At 71.2% G+C, this 18,720-nt stretch carries 17 protein-coding genes and 1 pseudogene; 8 read left to right on the forward strand and 10 right to left on the reverse strand.

The genetic code is table 11. The features are described from left to right. Positions 1-69: 69 nt before the first annotated feature. The 3 genes and pseudogenes from ACWC5O_RS20895 to ACWC5O_RS20905 form a co-directional block, all read left to right on the forward strand. Positions 70-453 carry a hypothetical protein gene (locus ACWC5O_RS20895; protein WP_450781039.1) on the forward strand — a complete coding sequence of 128 codons (384 nt, stop codon included), beginning with the start codon at positions 70-72 and terminating at the stop codon, positions 451-453. Next, positions 450-992, forward strand: coding sequence for a hypothetical protein (locus ACWC5O_RS20900; protein WP_450589113.1), 543 nt, complete (start codon positions 450-452; stop codon positions 990-992). Before ACWC5O_RS20895 ends, ACWC5O_RS20900 begins: the two co-directional genes overlap by 4 nt. Positions 993-1,269: 277 nt before the next feature. Then, positions 1,270-1,834 (forward strand): annotated as a pseudogene (locus ACWC5O_RS20905) (transposase); the annotation flags it as partial. Between the two features lie 19 nt (positions 1,835-1,853). Here ACWC5O_RS20905 and ACWC5O_RS20910 read toward each other — a convergent pair. Next, positions 1,854-2,816, reverse strand: a complete 963-nt coding sequence (locus tag ACWC5O_RS20910) for a DUF5937 family protein (RefSeq protein ID WP_450589111.1) — start codon at positions 2,814-2,816, stop codon at positions 1,854-1,856. A 96-nt stretch (positions 2,817-2,912) separates the two neighbouring features. Between ACWC5O_RS20910 and ACWC5O_RS20915 the strand changes: the two genes are divergently transcribed. Further along, positions 2,913-3,767, forward strand: coding sequence for an alpha/beta fold hydrolase (locus ACWC5O_RS20915; RefSeq protein ID WP_450589109.1), 855 nt, complete (start codon positions 2,913-2,915; stop codon positions 3,765-3,767). Positions 3,768-3,794: 27 nt separating this feature from the next. On the opposite strand, the gene ACWC5O_RS20920 is transcribed toward ACWC5O_RS20915, so the two are convergent. The 4 genes from ACWC5O_RS20920 to ACWC5O_RS20935 form a co-directional block, all read right to left on the reverse strand. After that, entirely contained in the window at positions 3,795-5,009 is a 1,215-nt protein-coding gene (locus ACWC5O_RS20920; protein ID WP_450589108.1) for an MFS transporter, read from the reverse strand. Between the two features lie 97 nt (positions 5,010-5,106). Beyond that, positions 5,107-6,075: an endonuclease/exonuclease/phosphatase family protein gene (locus ACWC5O_RS20925; protein WP_450589136.1), complete on the reverse strand. Its 969-nt coding sequence runs from the start codon at positions 6,073-6,075 to the stop codon at positions 5,107-5,109. Between the two features lie 269 nt (positions 6,076-6,344). Beyond that, positions 6,345-6,974 (reverse strand): TetR/AcrR family transcriptional regulator, encoded by a 630-nt coding sequence (locus tag ACWC5O_RS20930; protein WP_450589107.1) that lies wholly within the window; start codon positions 6,972-6,974, stop codon positions 6,345-6,347. 75 nt (positions 6,975-7,049) lie between these two features. After that, positions 7,050-8,636 (reverse strand): MFS transporter, encoded by a 1,587-nt coding sequence (locus ACWC5O_RS20935; RefSeq protein ID WP_450589106.1) that lies wholly within the window; start codon positions 8,634-8,636, stop codon positions 7,050-7,052. Between the two features lie 203 nt (positions 8,637-8,839). On the opposite strand from ACWC5O_RS20935, the gene panB reads away from it, so the two are divergent. From panB to ACWC5O_RS20950, 3 genes are all read left to right on the forward strand, one after another. Continuing rightward, positions 8,840-9,706, forward strand: a complete 867-nt coding sequence (gene panB / locus ACWC5O_RS20940; RefSeq protein WP_450589104.1) for a 3-methyl-2-oxobutanoate hydroxymethyltransferase — start codon at positions 8,840-8,842, stop codon at positions 9,704-9,706. Positions 9,707-9,948: 242 nt separating this feature from the next. Continuing rightward, a complete protein-coding gene (locus ACWC5O_RS20945; RefSeq protein ID WP_450589102.1) occupies positions 9,949-10,974 on the forward strand; it encodes an ATP-binding cassette domain-containing protein in 1,026 nt (341 codons plus the stop codon). Further along, positions 10,971-11,798, forward strand: a complete 828-nt coding sequence (locus ACWC5O_RS20950) for an ABC transporter permease (protein ID WP_450589101.1) — start codon at positions 10,971-10,973, stop codon at positions 11,796-11,798. Before ACWC5O_RS20945 ends, ACWC5O_RS20950 begins: the two co-directional genes overlap by 4 nt. Before the next feature lie 56 nt (positions 11,799-11,854). Here the strand turns inward: ACWC5O_RS20950 and ACWC5O_RS20955 are convergent, their stop codons facing one another. Together ACWC5O_RS20955 and ACWC5O_RS20960 are read right to left on the reverse strand one after the other, a co-directional pair. Further along, positions 11,855-15,163 carry a BTAD domain-containing putative transcriptional regulator gene (locus ACWC5O_RS20955; protein ID WP_450589099.1) on the reverse strand — a complete coding sequence of 1,103 codons (3,309 nt, stop codon included), beginning with the start codon at positions 15,161-15,163 and terminating at the stop codon, positions 11,855-11,857. A 24-nt stretch (positions 15,164-15,187) separates the two neighbouring features. Next, positions 15,188-15,694 (reverse strand): DUF6578 domain-containing protein, encoded by a 507-nt coding sequence (locus ACWC5O_RS20960; protein ID WP_450589098.1) that lies wholly within the window; start codon positions 15,692-15,694, stop codon positions 15,188-15,190. A gap of 105 nt (positions 15,695-15,799) precedes the next feature. Here ACWC5O_RS20960 and ACWC5O_RS20965 point away from each other — a divergent pair, with 105 nt between their 5' ends. Beyond that, positions 15,800-16,600, forward strand: coding sequence for a site-2 protease family protein (locus tag ACWC5O_RS20965; protein ID WP_450589096.1), 801 nt, complete (start codon positions 15,800-15,802; stop codon positions 16,598-16,600). Here ACWC5O_RS20965 and ACWC5O_RS20970 read toward each other — a convergent pair. The 3 genes from ACWC5O_RS20970 to ACWC5O_RS20980 are packed head-to-tail and all read right to left on the reverse strand — an operon-like array spanning position 16,590 to position 18,660. Then, the gene (locus ACWC5O_RS20970) at positions 16,590-16,781 is read right to left on the reverse strand and encodes a hypothetical protein (RefSeq protein ID WP_450589095.1); all 192 of its coding nucleotides are present in this window, start codon (positions 16,779-16,781) and stop codon (positions 16,590-16,592) included. The two genes, ACWC5O_RS20965 and ACWC5O_RS20970, sit on opposite strands and share 11 nt — an antisense overlap. 54 nt (positions 16,782-16,835) lie before the next feature. Beyond that, positions 16,836-17,549: an NADPH-dependent F420 reductase gene (npdG, locus tag ACWC5O_RS20975; RefSeq protein ID WP_450589093.1), complete on the reverse strand. Its 714-nt coding sequence runs from the start codon at positions 17,547-17,549 to the stop codon at positions 16,836-16,838. Between the two features lie 37 nt (positions 17,550-17,586). Continuing rightward, positions 17,587-18,660, reverse strand: coding sequence for a sialidase family protein (locus ACWC5O_RS20980; protein ID WP_450589091.1), 1,074 nt, complete (start codon positions 18,658-18,660; stop codon positions 17,587-17,589). Between the last annotated feature and the right edge of the window lie 60 nt (positions 18,661-18,720).

Genomic DNA, 18,720 nt, shown 5'->3' on the forward strand with positions numbered 1-18,720 from the left:
AACTCTTCCGGATAAGACTTGGGCACAGCGACATCCTTCCCACCCGCCCCACAGGGCAAGCCAGTTCAGATGTCACCCGATCGTGCATCAGACCCATCTCTCACGGAATCGCTGAGCGCGGGCTCGGACGCGGCAAAGTACGATGCCGGTGCGATGGGCTCCCGGTCTGGCTTCGCCCCCGCCCTCCAGTACTTCAAGGCGGGTGCCATCAGGCTCAGCCAGATCAAGTTCGACGGCGTTGACGCCGCCAACAAGATCATGATCGACCGGAAGTGGAACATCAGCCGACGCGCCAAGAGCTACCTCCAAGCACAGAACCAGTCGCTCGCACTGGAGCAGAACGGCATGACCGGAGTCTGGGAAGTCCCGAATGAGAGCGTCGCCCGACAGGCTCGGAAGATGCTCGCAAGCCAGAACATCATCAACATCAGAGTGAGGATCGTCTCACCGTGATCACCACGAAGTACGCACTCGCAAAAGCCGTTGTGGACTTGATCATTTCGATTGAGCTCACGGTCGGAGAAGACCTTCCCCATGACGTTGCTGCCGGCATTACAGAACCGGTCAAGGAGTTGCTGGGCGGCACTTCGCTAGAGGTGCGCAGCGACCTTGGCCAGTTGTTCCGCGCGGTGGCGGAGGACGAGGGAATTCTCGCACGGAGACAAGCTGCGTTCGACCTTGCCGACACGATCGGCGGCATAAGTCCCGGTGACAACTCGTCCACGTCGAGCGCTACCGACCGCATCCTCGCCAAATCCTTCATGAGGCTCATGAACTCCGTCGAACTTGCGGACGACGAAGACTTTGACCCGGACACCGCGATCAAGATCATGGAGGCGGTCAGTGGATACTTGGCTCACGTAGTGCCGGAAGAAGTGCGCCAAGACCTCGTCCCGCTGTTTCGCGAAGTAGCCCAAGACGAGGACGATCCGACACACAGGGAACTTGCCGCCGACTTCCCCGAAGCGATCGGTCTCGTGTCAGAGGATTGATCAAAAATCTGACGTCTCGGTGAAGGCTGAGCGTCACTGAGGGCCGTTCCTTACCTTGTCAGGTGGGGGCCGGCCCTCAGCGGTCCCATCACGCGGAGCGGGAGAGCCGTTCGCGCAGCCATTCACGATCGAGGTTGAAATGCGGACGGCCCCGCCACGAAGTCCATCGGGACCCTATCGCCGTCGTTGACCGCCCTCGCTGACGCCGCCCCAACCGGATCTCTCGAGCCGCCGGCGCCGACCAGGCTTGAGAGCCCGCCCAGAAGGCGCCCGTCGAGCAGACCTGGGCGCCTGGCTGTGCTTCGAGGACGAAACCGGCCAGGGCTTGAGGCGGCCCAAGGGCCGCACCTGGGCCGACGAGGCCACACACCCATCGTGCGGGTCACCGCCGCGGGCACCAAACGGGTCTGGATGGCGACGCTGATCTACGCCAAGCCCGGCCGCCGGCCGCGGCTGATCTACCGCATGCACCTCGACCGCGGTCCCACCAAAGGTCGGCGGGAGGGCTGCACCAAGACTGACTACGGCCGCCTGCTGGATGCCGCACACCAGCAGGCGGGCGGCCCGATCGTGCTGGTCTGGGACAATCTGAACTCACACGTCAGCCGCACCATGCGCGAGCTGATCGACGCCCGATTATGGCTGACCGTCTACCAGCTGCCGCCGTACGCTCCCGAGTTCAACCCAGTCGAGGGTGTGTGGTCGCACCTGAAACGGTCGCTGGTCAACCTCACCAAACACAGCCTCGACCAGCTCACCGCGTTGGTGATGACGCGGCGAAACGGATGCAGCACCGACCCGGCCTCATCGCCAAGACCGGCCTCGACCTACAACCGCCGTAAGCTCAGCCATTGAAGATCTCTAGTCGTGCGGCGTCAGCAAGCGCGTCGCCCGTCCCGTACGCAGATGCAGCGCCGTACGCCCCCTCCGCTGCGTCGTCACCAGCCCCGCCCCCCGCAAGGCCCCCAGGTGCTGGGACACCGCGCTCGGGGTGATGCCCAGGCGGTCGGCCAGGGTCGCTGTCGTCAGGGGTTCGGCGAGGGCCGTGAGCAGGGCCGTCCTGGTGCGGCCCAGGACCGGGACGAGGCCCGCCAGGGCCGGTGGGGGCGGTTCCCAGAGCAGGCCGACGCCCACGGCCGGGTAGCGGATCGACGCGGCGGTGAGCGGTGACTTGTCGACGCCCACGTGCGGCCAGTTGAAGACGCTGGGCAGCAGGACCAGGCCGTGCCCGCCCGTGTCCACCGTCCAGACGGAGTGCGGGGTGCGCCGGCCGTGCACCACCAACTGGCCGCCGTCCCACGCGATGTCCCGGTGCAGTTCGGCGAAGAGCGCCTGGACCCCGCCGTCCACCAGGGTGAGCGCGCGCCTGCCGATGTCGGCCTCCAGAACCGCCCGCATCCGCCCCCAGTGCGGTGCAACGACCAGTTCGTGGCAGCGGTGCAGCGCTGCGGCGAGCCGCGGCAGTACCGCCTCCGGCTCGGGAGCCTCCTCCTGCGGGACGCCCAGGACCGCCGCGTACTCGCGCCGGAAGAAGGCGTCCTCCGTGGCCCGCAGCACCTCCAGCTCCGCCGCCATCGACGGCAGCCGCTCCTGCGGCACCGGGAACAGGAACGACGGCAGCGGCCCGGCGATCAGCGCCCGCAGCAGCGGCAGTTCACGCTCGTCCGCCAGCAGCGGCCGCGCCCCGCGCACCCACGGCTCGTGCACCGCGTGGCCACCCGTGCCGAGCAGGATCCGCAGCGCCAGCACCGTCTCACCCAGCGGCGAGAGGGCGAACCGCACCTTCGCGACCGAGGCCGCGGTGAACCGGATCTCTACCGCCATACCGCCATCCGTGCCGCCCGCTGCCCCGACATCCCCATCATGTAGCCGGAGCTAAACGATAGTCGGGCGCCCATCGCCACCCCCAGGCTGCCCGGCATGGACTTCTTCACCTCGTACGACGGCACGCAGCTCGCCTGCCACGCGACCGGCGACGGCCCCGCCCTCATCTGCCTGCCCGGCGGGCCGATGCAGGACTCCGCCTATCTCGGCGACCTCGGCGACCTCGACGGTCTCACCGCCCACCGTCGGCTGATCCGGCTGGACCTGCGCGGCACCGGGCGGTCGGCACGGCCCGAGGACTCCGCCACCTACCGCTGCGACCGGCTCGTCGGCGACGTGGAGGCCCTGCGCCGTCATCTCGGCCTCGACCGGATCGATCTGCTCGCGCACTGTGCCGGCGCGAACCTGGCCGTGTCGTACGTGAGCCGCCACCCGGAGCGGGTCGGCAGGCTCGCGCTGGTCACGCCCAGCGTCCTGGCCGTCGGCGTCACGATCGACGGAGAGGACCGGCTTCGGGCCGCACGGCTGCGCGGGGACGAGCCGTGGTTTCCGGAGGCGTTCGGGGCCCTTGAGGCGGTCGTCGCCGGGCGGGGTACGGCTGCCTCCTGGCAGGCCGTCGCCCCCTTCTGGTACGGCCGCTGGGACGACACGGCACGCGCCCACCAGGCCGTGCAGGACGAGCAGCGCAACGCCGAGGCAGCGGCCGTCTACGCGGCCCCCGGCGCCTTCACCCCGGACACCACGCGTACGGCTCTGGCACGCTTCCGCTCCCCGGTGCTGGTCCTCGCCGGGGAGGCCGACGTGGCGGGCCCGCCCCGCGCGATGGCCGAGGTGGCCGCGCTCTTCCCGCAGGGCCGACTGGTGATCCAGCCCGCGGCCGCGCACTTCCCGTGGCTGGACGACGGGGACCGGTTCGCGGCGACGGTCGGGGGTTTCCTGGGAGGTTGTTGAGCGACCGGGACGGGTGGGTGGGCAGACTCAGTGCTGCAGCGCCCCCGACTGCTCGGGCACGTGAGCAGCGACGACACGGCCCACTGAGGCAACCTCCCGACGCCGGTCCACCAGGTGGGCCACACCCGCCACACCCAGTCCAAGGACAGCCAGCGCCGCCCCGGCCACCGCAGGCGACGTGACTCCAAAGCCGGCCGCCAACGCCAGCCCCCCGATCCAGGCGCCGCCGGCATTCGCCAGGTTGAACGCCGCCTGGTTGGCCGAGGAGGCAAGCGAGGGAGCCGCGGCGGCCTTCTCCATGACCATCAGCTGGAGCGGGGAGCCGGTGACGAACGCCGCCATACCGAGCAGCGCCACGGCCGGCGCCGCGCTCCACTCCGCCCGCATCAGTACGGGGAACAGGAGCAGCACAGCCACCATCGAGGCCAGCCCACCGAACAGCGTCCCCCGCATCGACTGGTCCGCCAGCCGGCCCCCCAGCAGGTTGCCCGCCGTCGCGCCCACGCCGAACAGCGCCAGCAGCACCGTCACGCTGCCCTCGGCGAACCCGGCGGAGTCCGTCAGCATCGGGGTGACGTAGCTGTACGCGGCGAAGAGCGCGCCGAAGCCCGCCACCGTCGTACCGAGGGCCAGCCAGACCGGCAGGGACCGCAGGGCGGCCAGTTCGCCGCGCAGGCCCGTCGTGGGGGCGGCGACGCGGTCGTGCGGGATCAGGAGGGCCAGCGACGCTATCGCCGCGAGGCCGATCGCGCTCACCCCGAGGAAGGTCGCCCGCCAGCCCAGGTGCTGGCCCATCAGCGTGGCGACGGGGACGCCCACGATGTTGGCGACGGTCAGGCCGAGGAACATCAGGGACACGGAGCGGGCCTTGCGCTCCGGCGCGACCATGTTCGTGGCGACGACCGCGCCCACGCCGAAGAAGGCGCCGTGCGGCAGGCCGCTGAGGAAGCGGGCGGCGAGCAGCGAGTCGTAGCCGGGGGCGAGCGCGGAGAGCGCGTTGCCCGCCACGAACAGGGCCATCAGACCGATGAGCACCGTGCGCCGGGACATCCGGGCGGTGAGCGCGGCCAGCAGCGGGGCGCCGATGACGACGCCCAGCGCGTACGCCGAGACCAGGTGCCCGGCGGTGGGGATCGAGGTGTGCAGGTCGTCCGCGACGTCGGGCAGCAGGCCCATCATCACGAACTCGGTGGTACCGATACCGAAAGCGCCGACGGCCAGAGCGAGCAGGGCCAGGGGCATGAAGGGCCTGTGCCTTTCGAAGTAAGAGAGCGGAGTTCCGTCACCAGCTTATGTTCAGCTACGGAACAAAGTCTCTCAGGCCCAGTATTCCAGCCGGTTACGAGGACGTGTCCACCTTCACACGAGCAGCCACCGGGAGGTGGTCGCTGTTCGTGCGCGGCAGCGTCCAGGAGCTCTCCGGCTCGACGCCCTTGACCATGATCTGGTCGATCCGCGCCATGGGGAACGACGCCGGCCAGCTGAACCCGAAGCCGCTGCCGGCCGCGCCCTGCGTGGAGCGCATCTGCGAGGTGACGGCGTTGAGCGAGCGGTCGTTCATCGTGCCGTTCAGGTCGCCGAGCAGCACGACCCGCCGCAGGGGCTCATGGGCGATGGCCTCGCCGAGCGCGTCGGCGCTCTTGTCCCGCTGCCGGGCGGTGAAACCGGCCTCCACCTTCACCCGCACCGAGGGGAGATGCGCGACGTAGACGGCGAGCGGGCCCTTGGGGGTCGTCACGGTCGCGCGCATCGCGCGCTTCCAGCCGAGCTTGATGTCGACGTCCTCGACGCCGGCCATCGGGTACCTGCTCCACAGGCCGACCGTGCCGACGACCGCGTGGTACTTGTACGTCGACGCGAGCGCCTTCTCGTACACCGGGACGGCGGACGCGGGCAGCTCCTCCAGCGCCAGCACGTCCGCGCCGGAGGAGGCGACGTCCCGGGCGGTCGCGGCCGGGTCGGGGTTGTCGGCGTTCACGTTGTGGGTGGCCACCGTCAGGTCGCCGCCGACGGCCGTCCTGTCGGTGAGCAGTCCGCCGAAGAGGTTCAGCCACACGATCGCCGGGAGGAGGATCGTGAGCAGGGCGGTCGCCGACTTCCGGAGCACGCCGAGGACCAGCAGGACCGGGATGGCCAGGCCCAGCCAGGGCAGGAAGGTCTCCGTGAGGCTGCCCAGGTTGCCCACCCGGTTGGGGATGCGCGAGTGCAGCAGCATCACCAGCGCGAGCAGCAGCGCGAGGACGGCGAGGACGATGCCCCGGCGCCAGATGCGTGGATCGCCGCGCCAGCCGCCGAACAGGCGGTGCATCAGACGCCGAAGCCGGGATCCCGGTCGCTCGGGCCCCGAGCCGCCGTTGTCCGTCTCCGTCATGTACGCCTGCTGCGCCATACCGTCTGCCTCACTGCCTGCCGTGCACACCGTCGTTCCCCTGTGTTCATCCGACCCTAGGGGATGAGGGGTCCCGTTCCCGCCGTCCCATGACGGCCGTACGGAAGACGAGGACGAACGAGGCGGCGCCCTGGGTTCCGGTTACCCCCGGGACCGGCATGGTCTGTGACGAAACGTGCACATACGTGCTACGAGGCTGTCGAGCTGACGGGTCGTAGGCCTTCCAGGACCGTGTCGACGATCTGTTCCGCGAGCCCCTCGGGCAGGTCGTCGTCCGGGCGCATGACGGAGCGCACCAGCATGGGGCCCATGAACATGTCGTTGGCCAGCTCCAGGTCGACGTCCGCCCGGAGTTCGCCGCTCTGCCGCGCGCGGCGCAGCACTTCCAGGGAGAGGGCACGCCGGGGCGCTATGACGCCGGCGTGGTACGCCGCCCAGATCTTGGGGCTGCTCTTCATCTGGGCGTACACGTTGTGCAGGATCGCCGACGAGCGGCTGGCGAGACCGCGTTGGCGCAGGGACTCCAGCAACACGACCAGGTCGTCGCGCAGGGAGGTGCCGGGGAGTACGGGGTCGGGGGGTTCGGCGGCGCGTACGACGTCGACGAACAGTTCCTCCTTGCCGCTCCAGCGGCGGTAGATGGTGGCCTTGCCGACCCCGGCCGTGCGCGCGACGCGCTCGATGGAGAGTTCGGCAAGGGGTACGCCGTCCTCCAGGAGCTGCACCACGCCCTCCAGGATGGCGCGTTCCACGGCCTCACTGCGGGGTCGTCCCCGCGTGGGCCCGTCCGGCCGCGGCCGGCTCTCGGCAAGGCTCACTCGTCCGTCCTTTCACTGTGCTGCGGGAATTCTCCCGCAGCAGCCTCCTTCCCCCGTGGACCCTACGGGTTTCGCTCAGTCCGCGGCTGCGACCAACTCCTGTTCCTTCTCGCCTTCCTGACCGACCGGCGGCTTGCCGGGCAGGAAGAGGGCCGTCACCACGGCGCCGATGAGCGCCACCCCCGTACCGCACAGGGCGGTGACGTGCATGGCGTGCAGGAAGGCGTCGTTGGCGGGGGTGACGAGGGCCCTGCCCGACGCGCCGAGCTTCTCGGCGACGCCGAGCGTGGCCTCGATGGACTCGCCGGCCGTGTCCCTGAGGCCGGGCGGCAGCAGGCCGAGCTTGCCCTCGACGCCGTTGCGGTAGGAGGTGGAGAGCACCGAGCCGAGCACGGCGATACCGAGGGCGCCGCCGACCTGGCGGAAGGTGTTGCTGAGCGCGGAGGCCGAGCCGGCCTTCTCGCGGGGCAGGGCCTGCATGATGACGACGGAGGTCGGCGTCATGATGTGCGCCATGCCGGTACCCATGAGGAAGAAGACGACTTCAAGCACCCAGATCGGCGTGTCGGCCTCGAACGAGGAGAACGCGGCCAGCGTCGCCGCGATCAGCACCAGGCCCGCGGTGGTCGTGGCCTTGTTGCCGAACCGGTCGACCAGCAGCCGGGCCCGCGGCGCGAAGATCAGCTGGGCGGCGGCCAGCGGGAGCAGCAGCAGACCGGACTGCAGCGGCGAGTAGCCGCGCACGCTCTGGGTGTAGAAGACCGAGAAGAACGTCACGCCCATCAGCGCGAAGAAGACGAGCGCGATGGCCGCCATGGCGGACGAGAACACCTTGTTCTTGAAGTAGGTGACGTCCAGCGACGGGTGGTCGCTGCGCTTCTCGAAGATGACGAAGCCGGTGAGGACGGCGAGACCGGCAAGGATGGTCGCCAGCACCTTGGCGTCGGTGAAGTCGGCCAGCTCGCCGCCCTTGATGATGCCGTAGACCAGCAGGACCAGGCCGACGACGGACAGCACCACGCCGACGGGGTCGAGCCGGCCCGGCCGGGGGTCGCGCGAGTCGGGCACGAGCCACACCATCAGGGCGAGCGCGGTGATCACGATCGGTACGTTGATCAGGAAGACCGAGCCCCACCAGAAGTGGTCGAGGAGGGCGCCGCCGGTGATCGGGCCGATGGCGATGGCGAGGCCGACACCGCCCGCCCAGATGCCGATGGCCTTGGGCTGCTCCTCGCGCTCGAAGACGTTCATGAGCACGGCGAGGGTGGACGGCATCACGAAGGCGGCACCGAGCGCCATCAGGGCGCGGTAGGCGATCAGCTGTCCCGGGGAGCCGGACTCGGCGGCCAGGGCCGAGCCGATGCCGAACACGACGAGGCCGCCGAGCAGGACCTTCTTGCGGCCGAGGCGGTCGCCGATGAGGCCGGCGGTGAACAGCAGGCCGGCGAAGACGAGGGTGTAGGCGTTGATCGCCCACTCGATCTCGCTCTGGGTGGCGCCGAGGCCGGTGGGCGCCGGGGTGGAGATGGTCTTGATCGCGACGTTCAGGATCGAGTTGTCGAGCACCACGATGAGCAGGCTCAGCATGAGCACGCCGAGGATCGCCCATCGGCGCCGGTGCACTGCTTCCGGTATCCGGGAGGCAGGGACGGAGGTTGTCATGCGTTCGAGCCTACGACCATTTCAATACGGAACCGTCTCGTATCTTATTCCTTTACCGAGGCCTTACACAGCGGGCGCACAGCGGTGACGCGCCGAAGGGATCACAGGGGGCTCCTCTGGCCCTCCCTGGCACGAGGTGCCACCATGGAGGCGATCCGGGGACGCCGTCAGGGCGCCTCGAGATGACTGAAGGAGCCGTTGCCATGACGCAGCTTTCGGCTGCCCAGAACAAGCCCTCCGACGGCAGCAAGACGCTGTACGGGGGGAAGGGCACCCGCCGCATCACCGTCCGCGACATCGCCCTCGCCAAGGAACGCGGCGAGAAATGGCCCATGCTCACCGCCTACGACGCGATGACCGCGTCCGTCTTCGACGAGGCAGGGATCCCGGTGATCCTGGTCGGCGACTCGGCGGGCAACTGTCACCTCGGGTACGAGACCACCGTGCCCGTCACCCTCGACGAGATGACCATGCTGTCGGCGGCCGTCGTACGCGGCACCCAGCGCTCCCTGATCGTCGGCGACCTGCCCTTCGGCTCGTACCAGGAGGGCCCGGTGCAGGCGCTGCGCTCGGCGACCCGGCTGGTGAAGGAGGCGGGCGTCGGCGCGGTCAAGCTGGAGGGCGGCGAGCGCTCGCACGAACAGATCCGGCTCCTCGTCGAGTCCGGCATCCCGGTGATGGCGCACATCGGGCTGACCCCGCAGTCCGTCAACGCGATGGGCTACCGCGTACAGGGCCGGGGCGAGGAGGCGGCGGCGCAGCTGCTGCGCGACGCGAAGGCCGTGCAGGACGCGGGCGCGTTCGCGGTGGTGCTGGAGCTGGTTCCGGCGGAGCTGGCGGCCGAGGTGACGCGGGTGCTGCACATCCCGACCGTGGGCATCGGCGCCGGGCCGGAGACGGACGCGCAGGTGCTGGTGTGGACCGACATGCTCGGGCTGACGTCCGGTCGCGTCCCGAAGTTCGTCAAGAAGTACGCGAACCTGCGTGAGGTCATGGGCAACGCGGTGAAGGAGTTCGCCGAGGACGTCGTCGGCGGGACGTTCCCGCTGGAGGAGCACTCCGTCCACTGATCGCTGCCGCTGAGCCATCGCCGCACCACGGACGGCCCGCCGATCTTCCCCCGTCGGCGGGCCGTCCCCCTTTTTGCGCCTGAACCGGCGCCGCTCTCGCGGAGTTGGTTGCTCGCCGTCGTGGTTGCTCAATTGATGGTTGCGGTGGTCGTCGTGATGGTTGCGGTGGCCGTCGGCAGGTTGTCGGTGGCTGTAGGCGCCCTGTCGGTGGTTTGTCGGTGGGGCCTGACACTGTCTTCCGCATGACGCGAATCGAACACAACCCCGTCGGCGGAAGCCCCGCAGTGACGGTACGGGGACTGGTCAAGCACTACGGCGAGACCAAGGCGCTGGACGGGGTCGACCTGGATGTGCGGGAGGGCACCGTGATGGGGGTGCTCGGGCCGAACGGTGCCGGGAAGACCACCCTCGTACGGATCCTCTCCACCCTGATCACGCCGGACGCCGGGCAGGCCACCGTGGCGGGCTACGACGTCGTACGGCAGCCCCGGCAGCTGCGCCGGGTGATCGGCCTGACCGGGCAGTACGCCTCGGTGGACGAGAAGCTTCCCGGCTGGGAGAACCTCTACATGATCGGGCGGCTGCTCGACCTCTCCCGCAAGGACGCCCGCGCCCGCGCCGACGAGCTGCTGGAGCGGTTCTCGCTGACGGAGGCCGCCAGGCGCCCGGCGAGCACCTACTCGGGCGGTATGCGGCGGCGGCTGGACCTGGCCGCCTCGATGATCGGACGGCCGGCCGTCCTGTACCTCGACGAGCCGACCACCGGGCTCGACCCGCGTACCCGCAACGAGGTGTGGGACGAGGTCAGGGCGATGGTCGGTGAGGGGGTCACCGTGCTGCTCACCACCCAGTACATGGAGGAGGCCGAGCAGCTCGCCTCCGAGCTGACCGTCGTGGACCGCGGCAAGGTCATCGCGAACGGCGGCATCGAGGAGCTGAAGGCCAGGGTCGGCGGGCGCACGCTGCGGGTGCGGCCGTTGGACCCGCTGCAGCTGCGGCCCCTCGCCGCCATGCTGGACGAGCTGGGCATCACCGGGCTCGCGGCCACCACCGTGGACCCCGAGTCAGGGTCGCTGCTGGTGCCGATCCTCAGCGACGAGCAGCTGACCGCCGTGGTCGGCGCGGTCACCGCGCGCGGCATCACGATCTCCTCCATCACCACCGAACTGCCCAGCCTGGACGAGGTGTTCCTGTCCCTCACCGGCCACCGTGCCGGTGCCCCGCAGGCCACCACGTCCGCCGACACCCGCGAGGAGGTCGCCGTATGAGCGCCGTCACTCTGACCCCGGCCGCCGCCGCTGCGAAGGGCGATGCGCCCATCCCGCTGCGCGCCCACCTGCGCCACACCGGCGCGCTCATCCGCCGCAACCTGCTGTGGATCCGGCAGGACCCGGAGTCGATGTTCGACGCCATCCTGTTCCCTGTCATCTTCACCCTGCTGTTCGTGTACGTCTTCGGCGGCTCCATCGGGCAGTCCCTGGGCGGCGGTCAGGACCGGTACGTGCAGTACGTCGTGCCCGGCCTGATGGCCATGATGGGCATGAACATGGCCCAGGGTGTGGGAACCGGCTTCAACACGGACTTCAACTCCGGTGTCATGGACCGTTTCCGGTCCCTGCCGATCGGGCGCGGCTCCGTGCTGTTCGCCAAGATCGCGGTGGAGCTGATGCGGATGCTCTTCGCGACCGTCGTGCTGATGATCGTCGGCGTGCTCGTGGGCTTCGACATCACCAACTGGCCGGGGCTGCTCGCCTCGGTGGGCCTGTCCGCGCTGTTCGGCTCGGCCCTGATGTGGGTGTTCCTCACCCTCGGCGTGGTGATGAAGAGCGCGCAGTCCGTGCAGGCCATGGGCTTCCTGGTGCTGATGCCGCTGCAGTTCGGCTCGTCGATCTTCGCGCCGACCGCCTCGATGCCGGGCTGGCTGCAGAACTTCACCGACTACAACCCGCTGTCCGCCCTGGCGGACGCCGCCCGCGGCCTGATGGTCGGCGGACCGGTCGCACACGGCCTGTGGGTGACCCTGATCTGGTCGGCCGGCCTCACCGCGGTGATGGCCCCGGTCGCGATCCACAAGTTCCGCACGAAGAGCTGACGCACGAAGAGCGGACGCGCGAAGAGCGGACGTACGAAGAGCCGGCGTTCGACGGCTCACAGCAGGGCGGTGGCCTCCGCGAGGGAGAGGCCACCGCCCTCGGCGTACGCGGCCGCGTAGGCGGGGCCGTCGAGCGTCTCGCGGATCCGGGACTCGGTCAGCTCGTACGTCCGGCGCTCCACACCGGAGGAGACGTGCTCGGCCGGCAGCAGGGCCTGGGCGGCGGCCAGGCAGCGGGCGGCGTCCGCGGCCCGGGTGCCGCCGTCCAGGCCCGCCAGGGCCATGGCCCCGATGGTGAGGCAGATGGAGCCCAGATGCGGGGTGATCACCTGGGACAGCGGGTCGTCGGCGCGCCGCAGTGCCGTGCGGACGCGGTCCAGGGACTCCTCGGAACGGCGGTCGAGGGCGTCCAGCCAGGCCTCCTGGCCGAGGATCATGGCGTCGAAGACGACGAAGTGCGCGATCGTGAACTCCTCGCGCAGCAGCCGGAGTTGTTCGCGTGCCTCCTCGGTGCGCCCGGTCAGGCCGAGCCGGGCGGCGAGGAAGAGCCGGGCGGCCGGCATCGCCTCGTTGACGGCGCCCTCCTGGCGGGCGATGACGTCCCGCAGCATGCGCTCGCCGCGCTCGGCGTCGCCCGCCTCCAGGAGCACGCTGCCGAGCCGGGCGCGGAGCACGGCCATCTGGGCGCGGGCGCCGAGGCGTTCGGCGTGGACGATGGCTGCCTCGTAGTCGGCGGCGGCCGCGCGGTAGGAGCCCTTGCGTTCGTTGGCCTCGCCGCGTGCGGACAGCGCCTCGGCGATGCCCCACTGGTCGCCGAGGCGGCGGTAGATCACCAGCGCCTCGTCGGCGTCGCGGGTGGCGTCGCCCGCCCAGGCGGTGCGGTTGGCGAGCAGGTTGGCGCGCATCTGCAGGGCGCCGGCCAGCTCCCACTCGAAGCCGGGGTTGTCCCGGCAGGTCCGAATGGTGGCGTCGGAGATCGTGCGCATCCGGTCCGCGCCGTCGGTGAGGATGACGGCGTAGAACCAGATCGCGCCCGGGGCTCGGCAGGTCTGCGGCAGGCCGGGCTCGTAGACCTGGGCCATGACCCGCAGCTTGGCCTGGGCCTCGGGGGTCTGCCAGCTGTTGATCTCGGTGTCCATGCAGGCGAGATGGGCGAGGTGGACGCCGCGCCGGGCCTCGGCGAGGAGTTCGCCGGTGAACGGGGGCGGGGTGTCGGTGCAGCGCTCCCAGACCGGGCGGGCGGGGCTGGCCGGCTCGGCGAACGGGTCGGGGCCGAGGGCCATGGCCTCCTCGCACCAGGTGCGGCACTCGATGCGCAGGTCGCGCATCTGCCAGTACCAGACCAGGGACAGCACCAGGCTGAGCGCCTCCTGCTCGTCGCCGAGGGCGACGGCGTGCCGCAGGGCGGTGCGCAGGTTCTCGTACTCCAGCTGGAACCTGTCGATGGCCGCGCGCTGTTCGCTGCCGCGCAGCAACGGGTCGGTGGTGCGCGCGAGTTCGCGGTAGTACGTCAGATGGGCGCGCTCGGCCTCGGCCCGGCGCCCGGTCTCGTCCAGCCGTTCGGCCGCGTACTCGGCGACGGTCTCCAGCAGCCGGTAGCGCATCCCGCCGTCCGCCGACGGGGCGGCCACCACCAGCGACTTGTCGACCAGGGAGCCGAGCACGTCCAGGGCTGAGCGGCCTCGGGGATGTGGGGCGTGCTCCACATCCCCGAGGCCGCTCAGCGGGCCGCACACGCCCTCGGCGGCGGCCAGGTCGCAGCCGCCCGCGAAGAGCGACAGGCGGCCGAGGACGTCCCGTTCGTCCGCGTCGAGCAGGTCCCAGGACCAGTCCACGACGGCGCGCAGGGTCTGCTGGCGGGGCAGCACGGTGCGGCTGCCGCTGGTGAGCAGCCGGAAGCGGTCGTCCAGCCGGCCGGCTATCTGGCGCGGGGTCAGCATGCGCAGGCGGGCGGCCGCCAGCTCGATGGCGAGGGGCAGTCCGTCGAGCCGCCGGCAGATCTCGGCACAGGCCTCGGGGTCGTCCTCCAGGCGGAATCCGGGCCGGGCCGCCGCACCCCGGTCGGCGAGCAGCCGCAGCGCGACCGGTTCGGGCAGCGGCTCCACGGGCCGCACCAACTCCCCGGGCACACCGAGCGGTTCACGGCTGGTGGCGAGCACGGTCAGCTGCGGGCAGCGGGCCAGCAGCCGCTCGGCCAGCCGGGCTGCCGCCTCGACGACGTGCTCGCAGTTGTCGAGGATCAGCACCATCCGGCGGCGGGCGCAGTACTCCACGAGCCGGTCGACCGGGTCGTCCACGTCGGTGATCGCGCGCATGGCCTCGACGCCGGCGCCGTGCAGCACGGTCTCGCGGGCGCCGATCGCGGTCAGCACGGCCTGCGGTACGGCGTCCGGGTCGTCGACGGGCGCCAGTTCGGCCAGCCACACCCCGTCCCGGGCGGTGTGCCGTACGGCCTCGGCGGCCTCCTGGGACAGCCGGGTCTTGCCCGCTCCGCCGGGCCCGAGCAGGGTGACGAGGCGGGCCGCCACGAGGTCGGCGCCGATGGCCGCGATGTCGGCCTCCCGGCCGACGAAGGAGGTGAGCCGGGCGGGCAGGTTGCCGAGGCCGGCGGACGGTGCGGGCTGCGGTTCCCGCTCGGTCTCGGTGAGCAACTCGGTGTGCAGTGCGCGCAGTTCGGGGCCGGGGTCGGAGCCGAGCCGGTCCGCGAGGAGCTGTCGTACGTCCTCGTAGGCGGCCAGCGCCTGGGCCGGGCGGCCCGCGTCGCGCAGCGCGCGCAGCCGCAGCGCCTGAAGCGGCTCGTCCAGCGGATGGCTGTCGCACAGCGCGGCCAGCTCGGGCAGGGACTGCTCGGCGTGGCCGAGGGCGAGGGCGGCGGTGTGCCGGCCGCGCAGGGCGTCCAGGCGGCGGGTCTCCCAGCGGGCCGCGTCGGCGGTGTGGTCGGGCAGGTCGGCGAGGGCGGGGCCGTGCCACAGGGCGAGCGCGTCGTCCAGGACGGCGGCGGCCTTGGCGGGGTCGCCGTCGGCCAGGGCGCCGAGGCCCTCGCCGGTCAGCCGGTCGAAGCGGCCCAGGTCGACGTCGTCGGGGGCGGCGGCGAGCCGGTAGCCGCCCTCGGCGGAGGCGACCGCGTCGGCGCCGAGGGCCCTGCGCAGCCGGCCGACCAGCGCCTGCAGCGCGCCCGTGGCGTCGGCGGGCGGATCAGCACCCCATACCTCGTCCACCAGCAGATCGGTCGGCACGGTCCGTCCGGCCCGCAGCGCGAGCACGCTCAGCAGGGCACGCAGCCGCGCCCCGCCGACCGGGACGGGCGTGCCGTCGGGGCGGAGTGCCTGGGTGGGACCGAGGAGGCGGTAGCGCACGGGGTTCATTGTCTCCGGAGCGGTCGGGACGGGTCACCGGGTTCGGGCGGCGCGCCGCCCGGAACCTCCTGGGTCGTCCGGGACCTCCAGGGTGACGAGGACGCCGACGGCGCGCCGGACGCGGTAGGGAACCCGGCGCGGTGGCTGTTCCTCCTCCTCGAAGCCGCCGAACCACCTCGGACAGCTGTCGACGGGCTCCAGGGTCCGTGCGCCGGGCACCGGCTCCAGACTGCGCCCGGTCGACCGGAAGATCACCGTGCCGGGCTCCACGTCGGCGAGTGCGGCGGGTTCCGCGGCGCGCGGGTCGTGGCGGGCGGTGTACTCCTGGTGCACCAGGTCGATGGAGCGCACGTGACCGACGGTCTTGTGCTTCGGGCCGCCGTGGTTCTCCACCCATGCCTCGGCGCCGTGCCAGTGGCCGTTCCCGGCCTCCTCCTCGTCGACGGCGACCAGCCGCCAGCCGACTTCCTGGCCCACGCTGAACGGCCTGCCGCAGCACTCCATCTGCCAGTCCTCGTAGAACACCCTCATCACTGCCATTCCCCCACCCTCCTGGAACCGGACGGCCACCGCGAGACGTTTTCCTCATGAGTCCCCGGCCGGTACGGTCGGCCTCCCGACCGTACCCGCCCACAGGAGCCGCTCATGACGACCGCCACCACCCGCCGCGGCGAGCGCCGGATCAGCCCCGTGTTCGTCGGGATCCTGGCCGTCACGGCGGTGACCGGCTGGGCCACCTGGAGCGGGTTCGCCGAGCAGCCGGGTGTCGCGGTGTTCCTGTTCGTGACGGCGGCCTGGATCGTCTCCCTGTGCCTGCACGAGTACGCGCACGCGCGCACCGCCCTGCACAGCGGGGACATCACGGTCGGCGCGAAGGGCTACCTCACGCTGAACCCGCTGAAGTACACGCACGCGCTGCTGAGCATCGTGCTCCCGGTGGTGTTCGTGATCATGGGCGGGATCGGCCTGCCGGGCGGCGCGGTCTTCATCGAGCGGGGCCGTATCCGGGGCCGCTGGCGGCACAGCCTGATCTCGGCGGCGGGCCCGCTGACGAACGTACTGTTCGCGGCGGTGTGCACGGCGCCCTTCTGGCTGCACGCGCTGGACGGGGTGCCCCGCGACTTCCGGTACGCGCTGGCGTTCCTCGCCCTGCTCCAGGTGACGGCGGCGATCCTGAACTTCCTGCCGGTGCCGGGCCTGGACGGGTACGGGGTGATCGAGCCGTGGCTGTCGTACCAGGTGAAGCGGCAGGTGGAGCCGTTCGCGCCGTTCGGACTGCTGTTCGTGTTCGCGCTGCTGTGGGTGCCGTCGGTCAACAGCGTGTTCTTCGACGCGATCCACTCGATCCTGCGCGGCCTCGGGATCGACGAGACCCAGACATACTGCGGATACGACCTGTTCCGCTTCTGGCGGGAGAGCGACCCCTACTGCGCGGTCAGCCCGTGACCGACTTGCCCTGCGCCGCGGCGGCCCGGCCGCGCTTGACGTAGTACCAGGTCATGTTGGACGACAGGCCCGCCAGCAGCACCCAGACGATCCCCAGCCAGCTGCCCTGGACGAACGAGACGACCGCGGCGGCAACGGCGAGGAGGCAGACGACGAGGGTGTAGAGGGCGATGCGGGGCATGGGGTCGGCTCCTTGCGGGGGACACTGCTACGACGACCAGTGTCCCCCATGCCCTCACACGTCCGTGACGCGGAGCCCGGCGTGTGCCTTGTACCGGCGGTTGACGGAGATCAGGTTCGCGACCAGCGACTCGACCTGGTGGGCGCCCCGCAGCCGGCCCGCGAAGACGCCGCGCATGCCGGGGATGCGCCCGGCCAGCGCCTGGACGATCTCCACGTCGGCGCGCGCCTCACCCAGCACCATCACGTCGGTGTCGATCTCCTCGATGTCCGGGTCCTGGAGCAGCACGGCCGACAGATGGTGGAAGGCGGCGGTGACCCGGGAGTCCGGCAGCAGGGCGGCGGCCTGCTGCGCCGCGCTGCCCTCCTCCGGCTTCAGCGCATAGGCGCCCTGCTTGTCGAAGCCCAGCGGGTTCACGCAGTCGACGACGAGCTTGCCGGCCAGTTCCTCGCGCAGGGACTCCAGCGTCTTGCCGTGGCCGTCCCACGGTACGGCGACGATCACGATGTCGCTGCGGCGCGCGGTCTCGGCGTTGTCGGCGCCCTCGACGCCGTACCCCAGCTCCTCCGCGGCGGCCTGGGCGCGCTCGGTGGCGCGCGAGCCGATGATCACCTTCTGGCCGGCCCGGGCGAGCCGGTAGGCGAGGCCCTTGCCCTGCGGGCCGGTGCCGCCGAGCACGCCGACGACCAGCCCGGAGACGTCGGGCAGGTCCCAGGGGTCCTTGGCGGGGGCCTTCGCGGGAGTCTGTGCGCTGTCGGTAGAGGTCATGGGCCGACTCTACGTCCGTGGGGCGGACGGCACCGGGTCAGGTGAGCCGCGTCACGGGCACCCGACGGAAGGTGATGGTCTCGTAGGCACTGAAGTCCCCTGTCTCGTACAGGAGTCCGACCGTGCCGCGGTCGACGCGGACCAGGTCGGAGTAGGCGGCGGGCAGTCCGTCCACGGAGAGGGCCTTGCGCCAGGTGGTACCGCCGTCGCCGGAGACGCGGATGGTCATCAGGGCGCGGGCGGCGGGGTCGGCCGGGGCGGAGAAGAGCAGCAGGTCGGGGTCGCGGAGCTGCAGGACGGAGGCCTCGCAGACCGGGGTGGTGAGTCCGGCCTGCGGGCGGAAGGGCTTGACCAGCGTCTTCCCGCCGTCCTTGGAGTGCGCGTCGGCGCGGTTGCCGGGTGAGGGCGAGTCGTTGCGGGTGTTGAAGTAGACGCGGCCGTCGGGGAGTTCGGCGGCGGTGGTCTCGTTCACGTTGATGTAGCCGTCGGTGTTCTCGTCCAGGTAGCCGAGGTACCAGGTCTCGCCGCGGTCGTCGCTGAGCAGGCAGTGGCCGCTGTTGTACCTGGCCTCGGCGCCGGTGTCGGTGCCGGTGGGCGGCAGGGTGTGGTTGCCGGGGACGAGCACGCGGCCGGAGCCGAGCTGGAGGGCGTGGCCGGGGGTGGTGGCGTACCAGCGCCAGCCGGGCTTCTTCACCTGCGCGGTGATCTCGTTCGGCTTGGACCAGGTCGCGCCGTCGTCGTCGCTGTGCTGCACCCACACCCGGCGGCCGTCGGCGTCGCTGACCTGGCCGCGCAGGATGGCGGCCTCGGTGGCGGCGGCCGCGGCACGGACGTGCACGAGCAGGATCCGGCCGGTGTCGAGGACGACGGGGGCGGGGTTGCCGGCGAGGTTCCTCCCGTTGCTCGCGGCGACCCGCAGCGGGCCCCAGGTGCGGCCGCCGTCCGTGGACCGCTTCAGCACGATGTCGATGTGCCCGTGGTCGGCGACGGAGTCGACGCGACCCTCGCAGAAGGCGAGCAGCGCGCCTTTGCCGGTTGCCACGACGGCCGGGATGCGGAAGCCGGCGTAGCCCTCCTGGCCGGCGCGGAAGGGGACGGACACGTCGGTCATGGGGCGGCTCCTCACACGGAAAACGTTCACCGATGGGCCGTCACCCTCCCCAGGTTGGGC

It is taken from the genome of Streptomyces sp. NPDC001450, assembly GCF_053597295.1.

Coding starts and splice junctions, on each gene's coding strand:
- ACWC5O_RS20895 (WP_450781039.1), top strand. CDS start 70: ATGTCACCCGATCGTGCATCAGACCCATCTCTCACGGAATCGCTGAGC.
- ACWC5O_RS20910 (WP_450589111.1), bottom strand. CDS start 2,816: ATGGCGGTAGAGATCCGGTTCACCGCGGCCTCGGTCGCGAAGGTGCGG.
- ACWC5O_RS20915 (WP_450589109.1), top strand. CDS start 2,913: ATGGACTTCTTCACCTCGTACGACGGCACGCAGCTCGCCTGCCACGCG.
- ACWC5O_RS20920 (WP_450589108.1), bottom strand. CDS start 5,009: ATGCCCCTGGCCCTGCTCGCTCTGGCCGTCGGCGCTTTCGGTATCGGT.
- ACWC5O_RS20925 (WP_450589136.1), bottom strand. CDS start 6,075: ATGCACCGCCTGTTCGGCGGCTGGCGCGGCGATCCACGCATCTGGCGC.
- ACWC5O_RS20935 (WP_450589106.1), bottom strand. CDS start 8,636: ATGACAACCTCCGTCCCTGCCTCCCGGATACCGGAAGCAGTGCACCGG.
- panB (WP_450589104.1), top strand. CDS start 8,840: ATGACGCAGCTTTCGGCTGCCCAGAACAAGCCCTCCGACGGCAGCAAG.
- ACWC5O_RS20945 (WP_450589102.1), top strand. CDS start 9,949: ATGACGCGAATCGAACACAACCCCGTCGGCGGAAGCCCCGCAGTGACG.
- ACWC5O_RS20950 (WP_450589101.1), top strand. CDS start 10,971: ATGAGCGCCGTCACTCTGACCCCGGCCGCCGCCGCTGCGAAGGGCGAT.
- ACWC5O_RS20955 (WP_450589099.1), bottom strand. CDS start 15,163: ATGAACCCCGTGCGCTACCGCCTCCTCGGTCCCACCCAGGCACTCCGC.
- ACWC5O_RS20960 (WP_450589098.1), bottom strand. CDS start 15,694: ATGGCAGTGATGAGGGTGTTCTACGAGGACTGGCAGATGGAGTGCTGC.
- ACWC5O_RS20965 (WP_450589096.1), top strand. CDS start 15,800: ATGACGACCGCCACCACCCGCCGCGGCGAGCGCCGGATCAGCCCCGTG.
- ACWC5O_RS20970 (WP_450589095.1), bottom strand. CDS start 16,781: ATGCCCCGCATCGCCCTCTACACCCTCGTCGTCTGCCTCCTCGCCGTT.
- npdG (WP_450589093.1), bottom strand. CDS start 17,549: ATGACCTCTACCGACAGCGCACAGACTCCCGCGAAGGCCCCCGCCAAG.
- ACWC5O_RS20980 (WP_450589091.1), bottom strand. CDS start 18,660: ATGACCGACGTGTCCGTCCCCTTCCGCGCCGGCCAGGAGGGCTACGCC.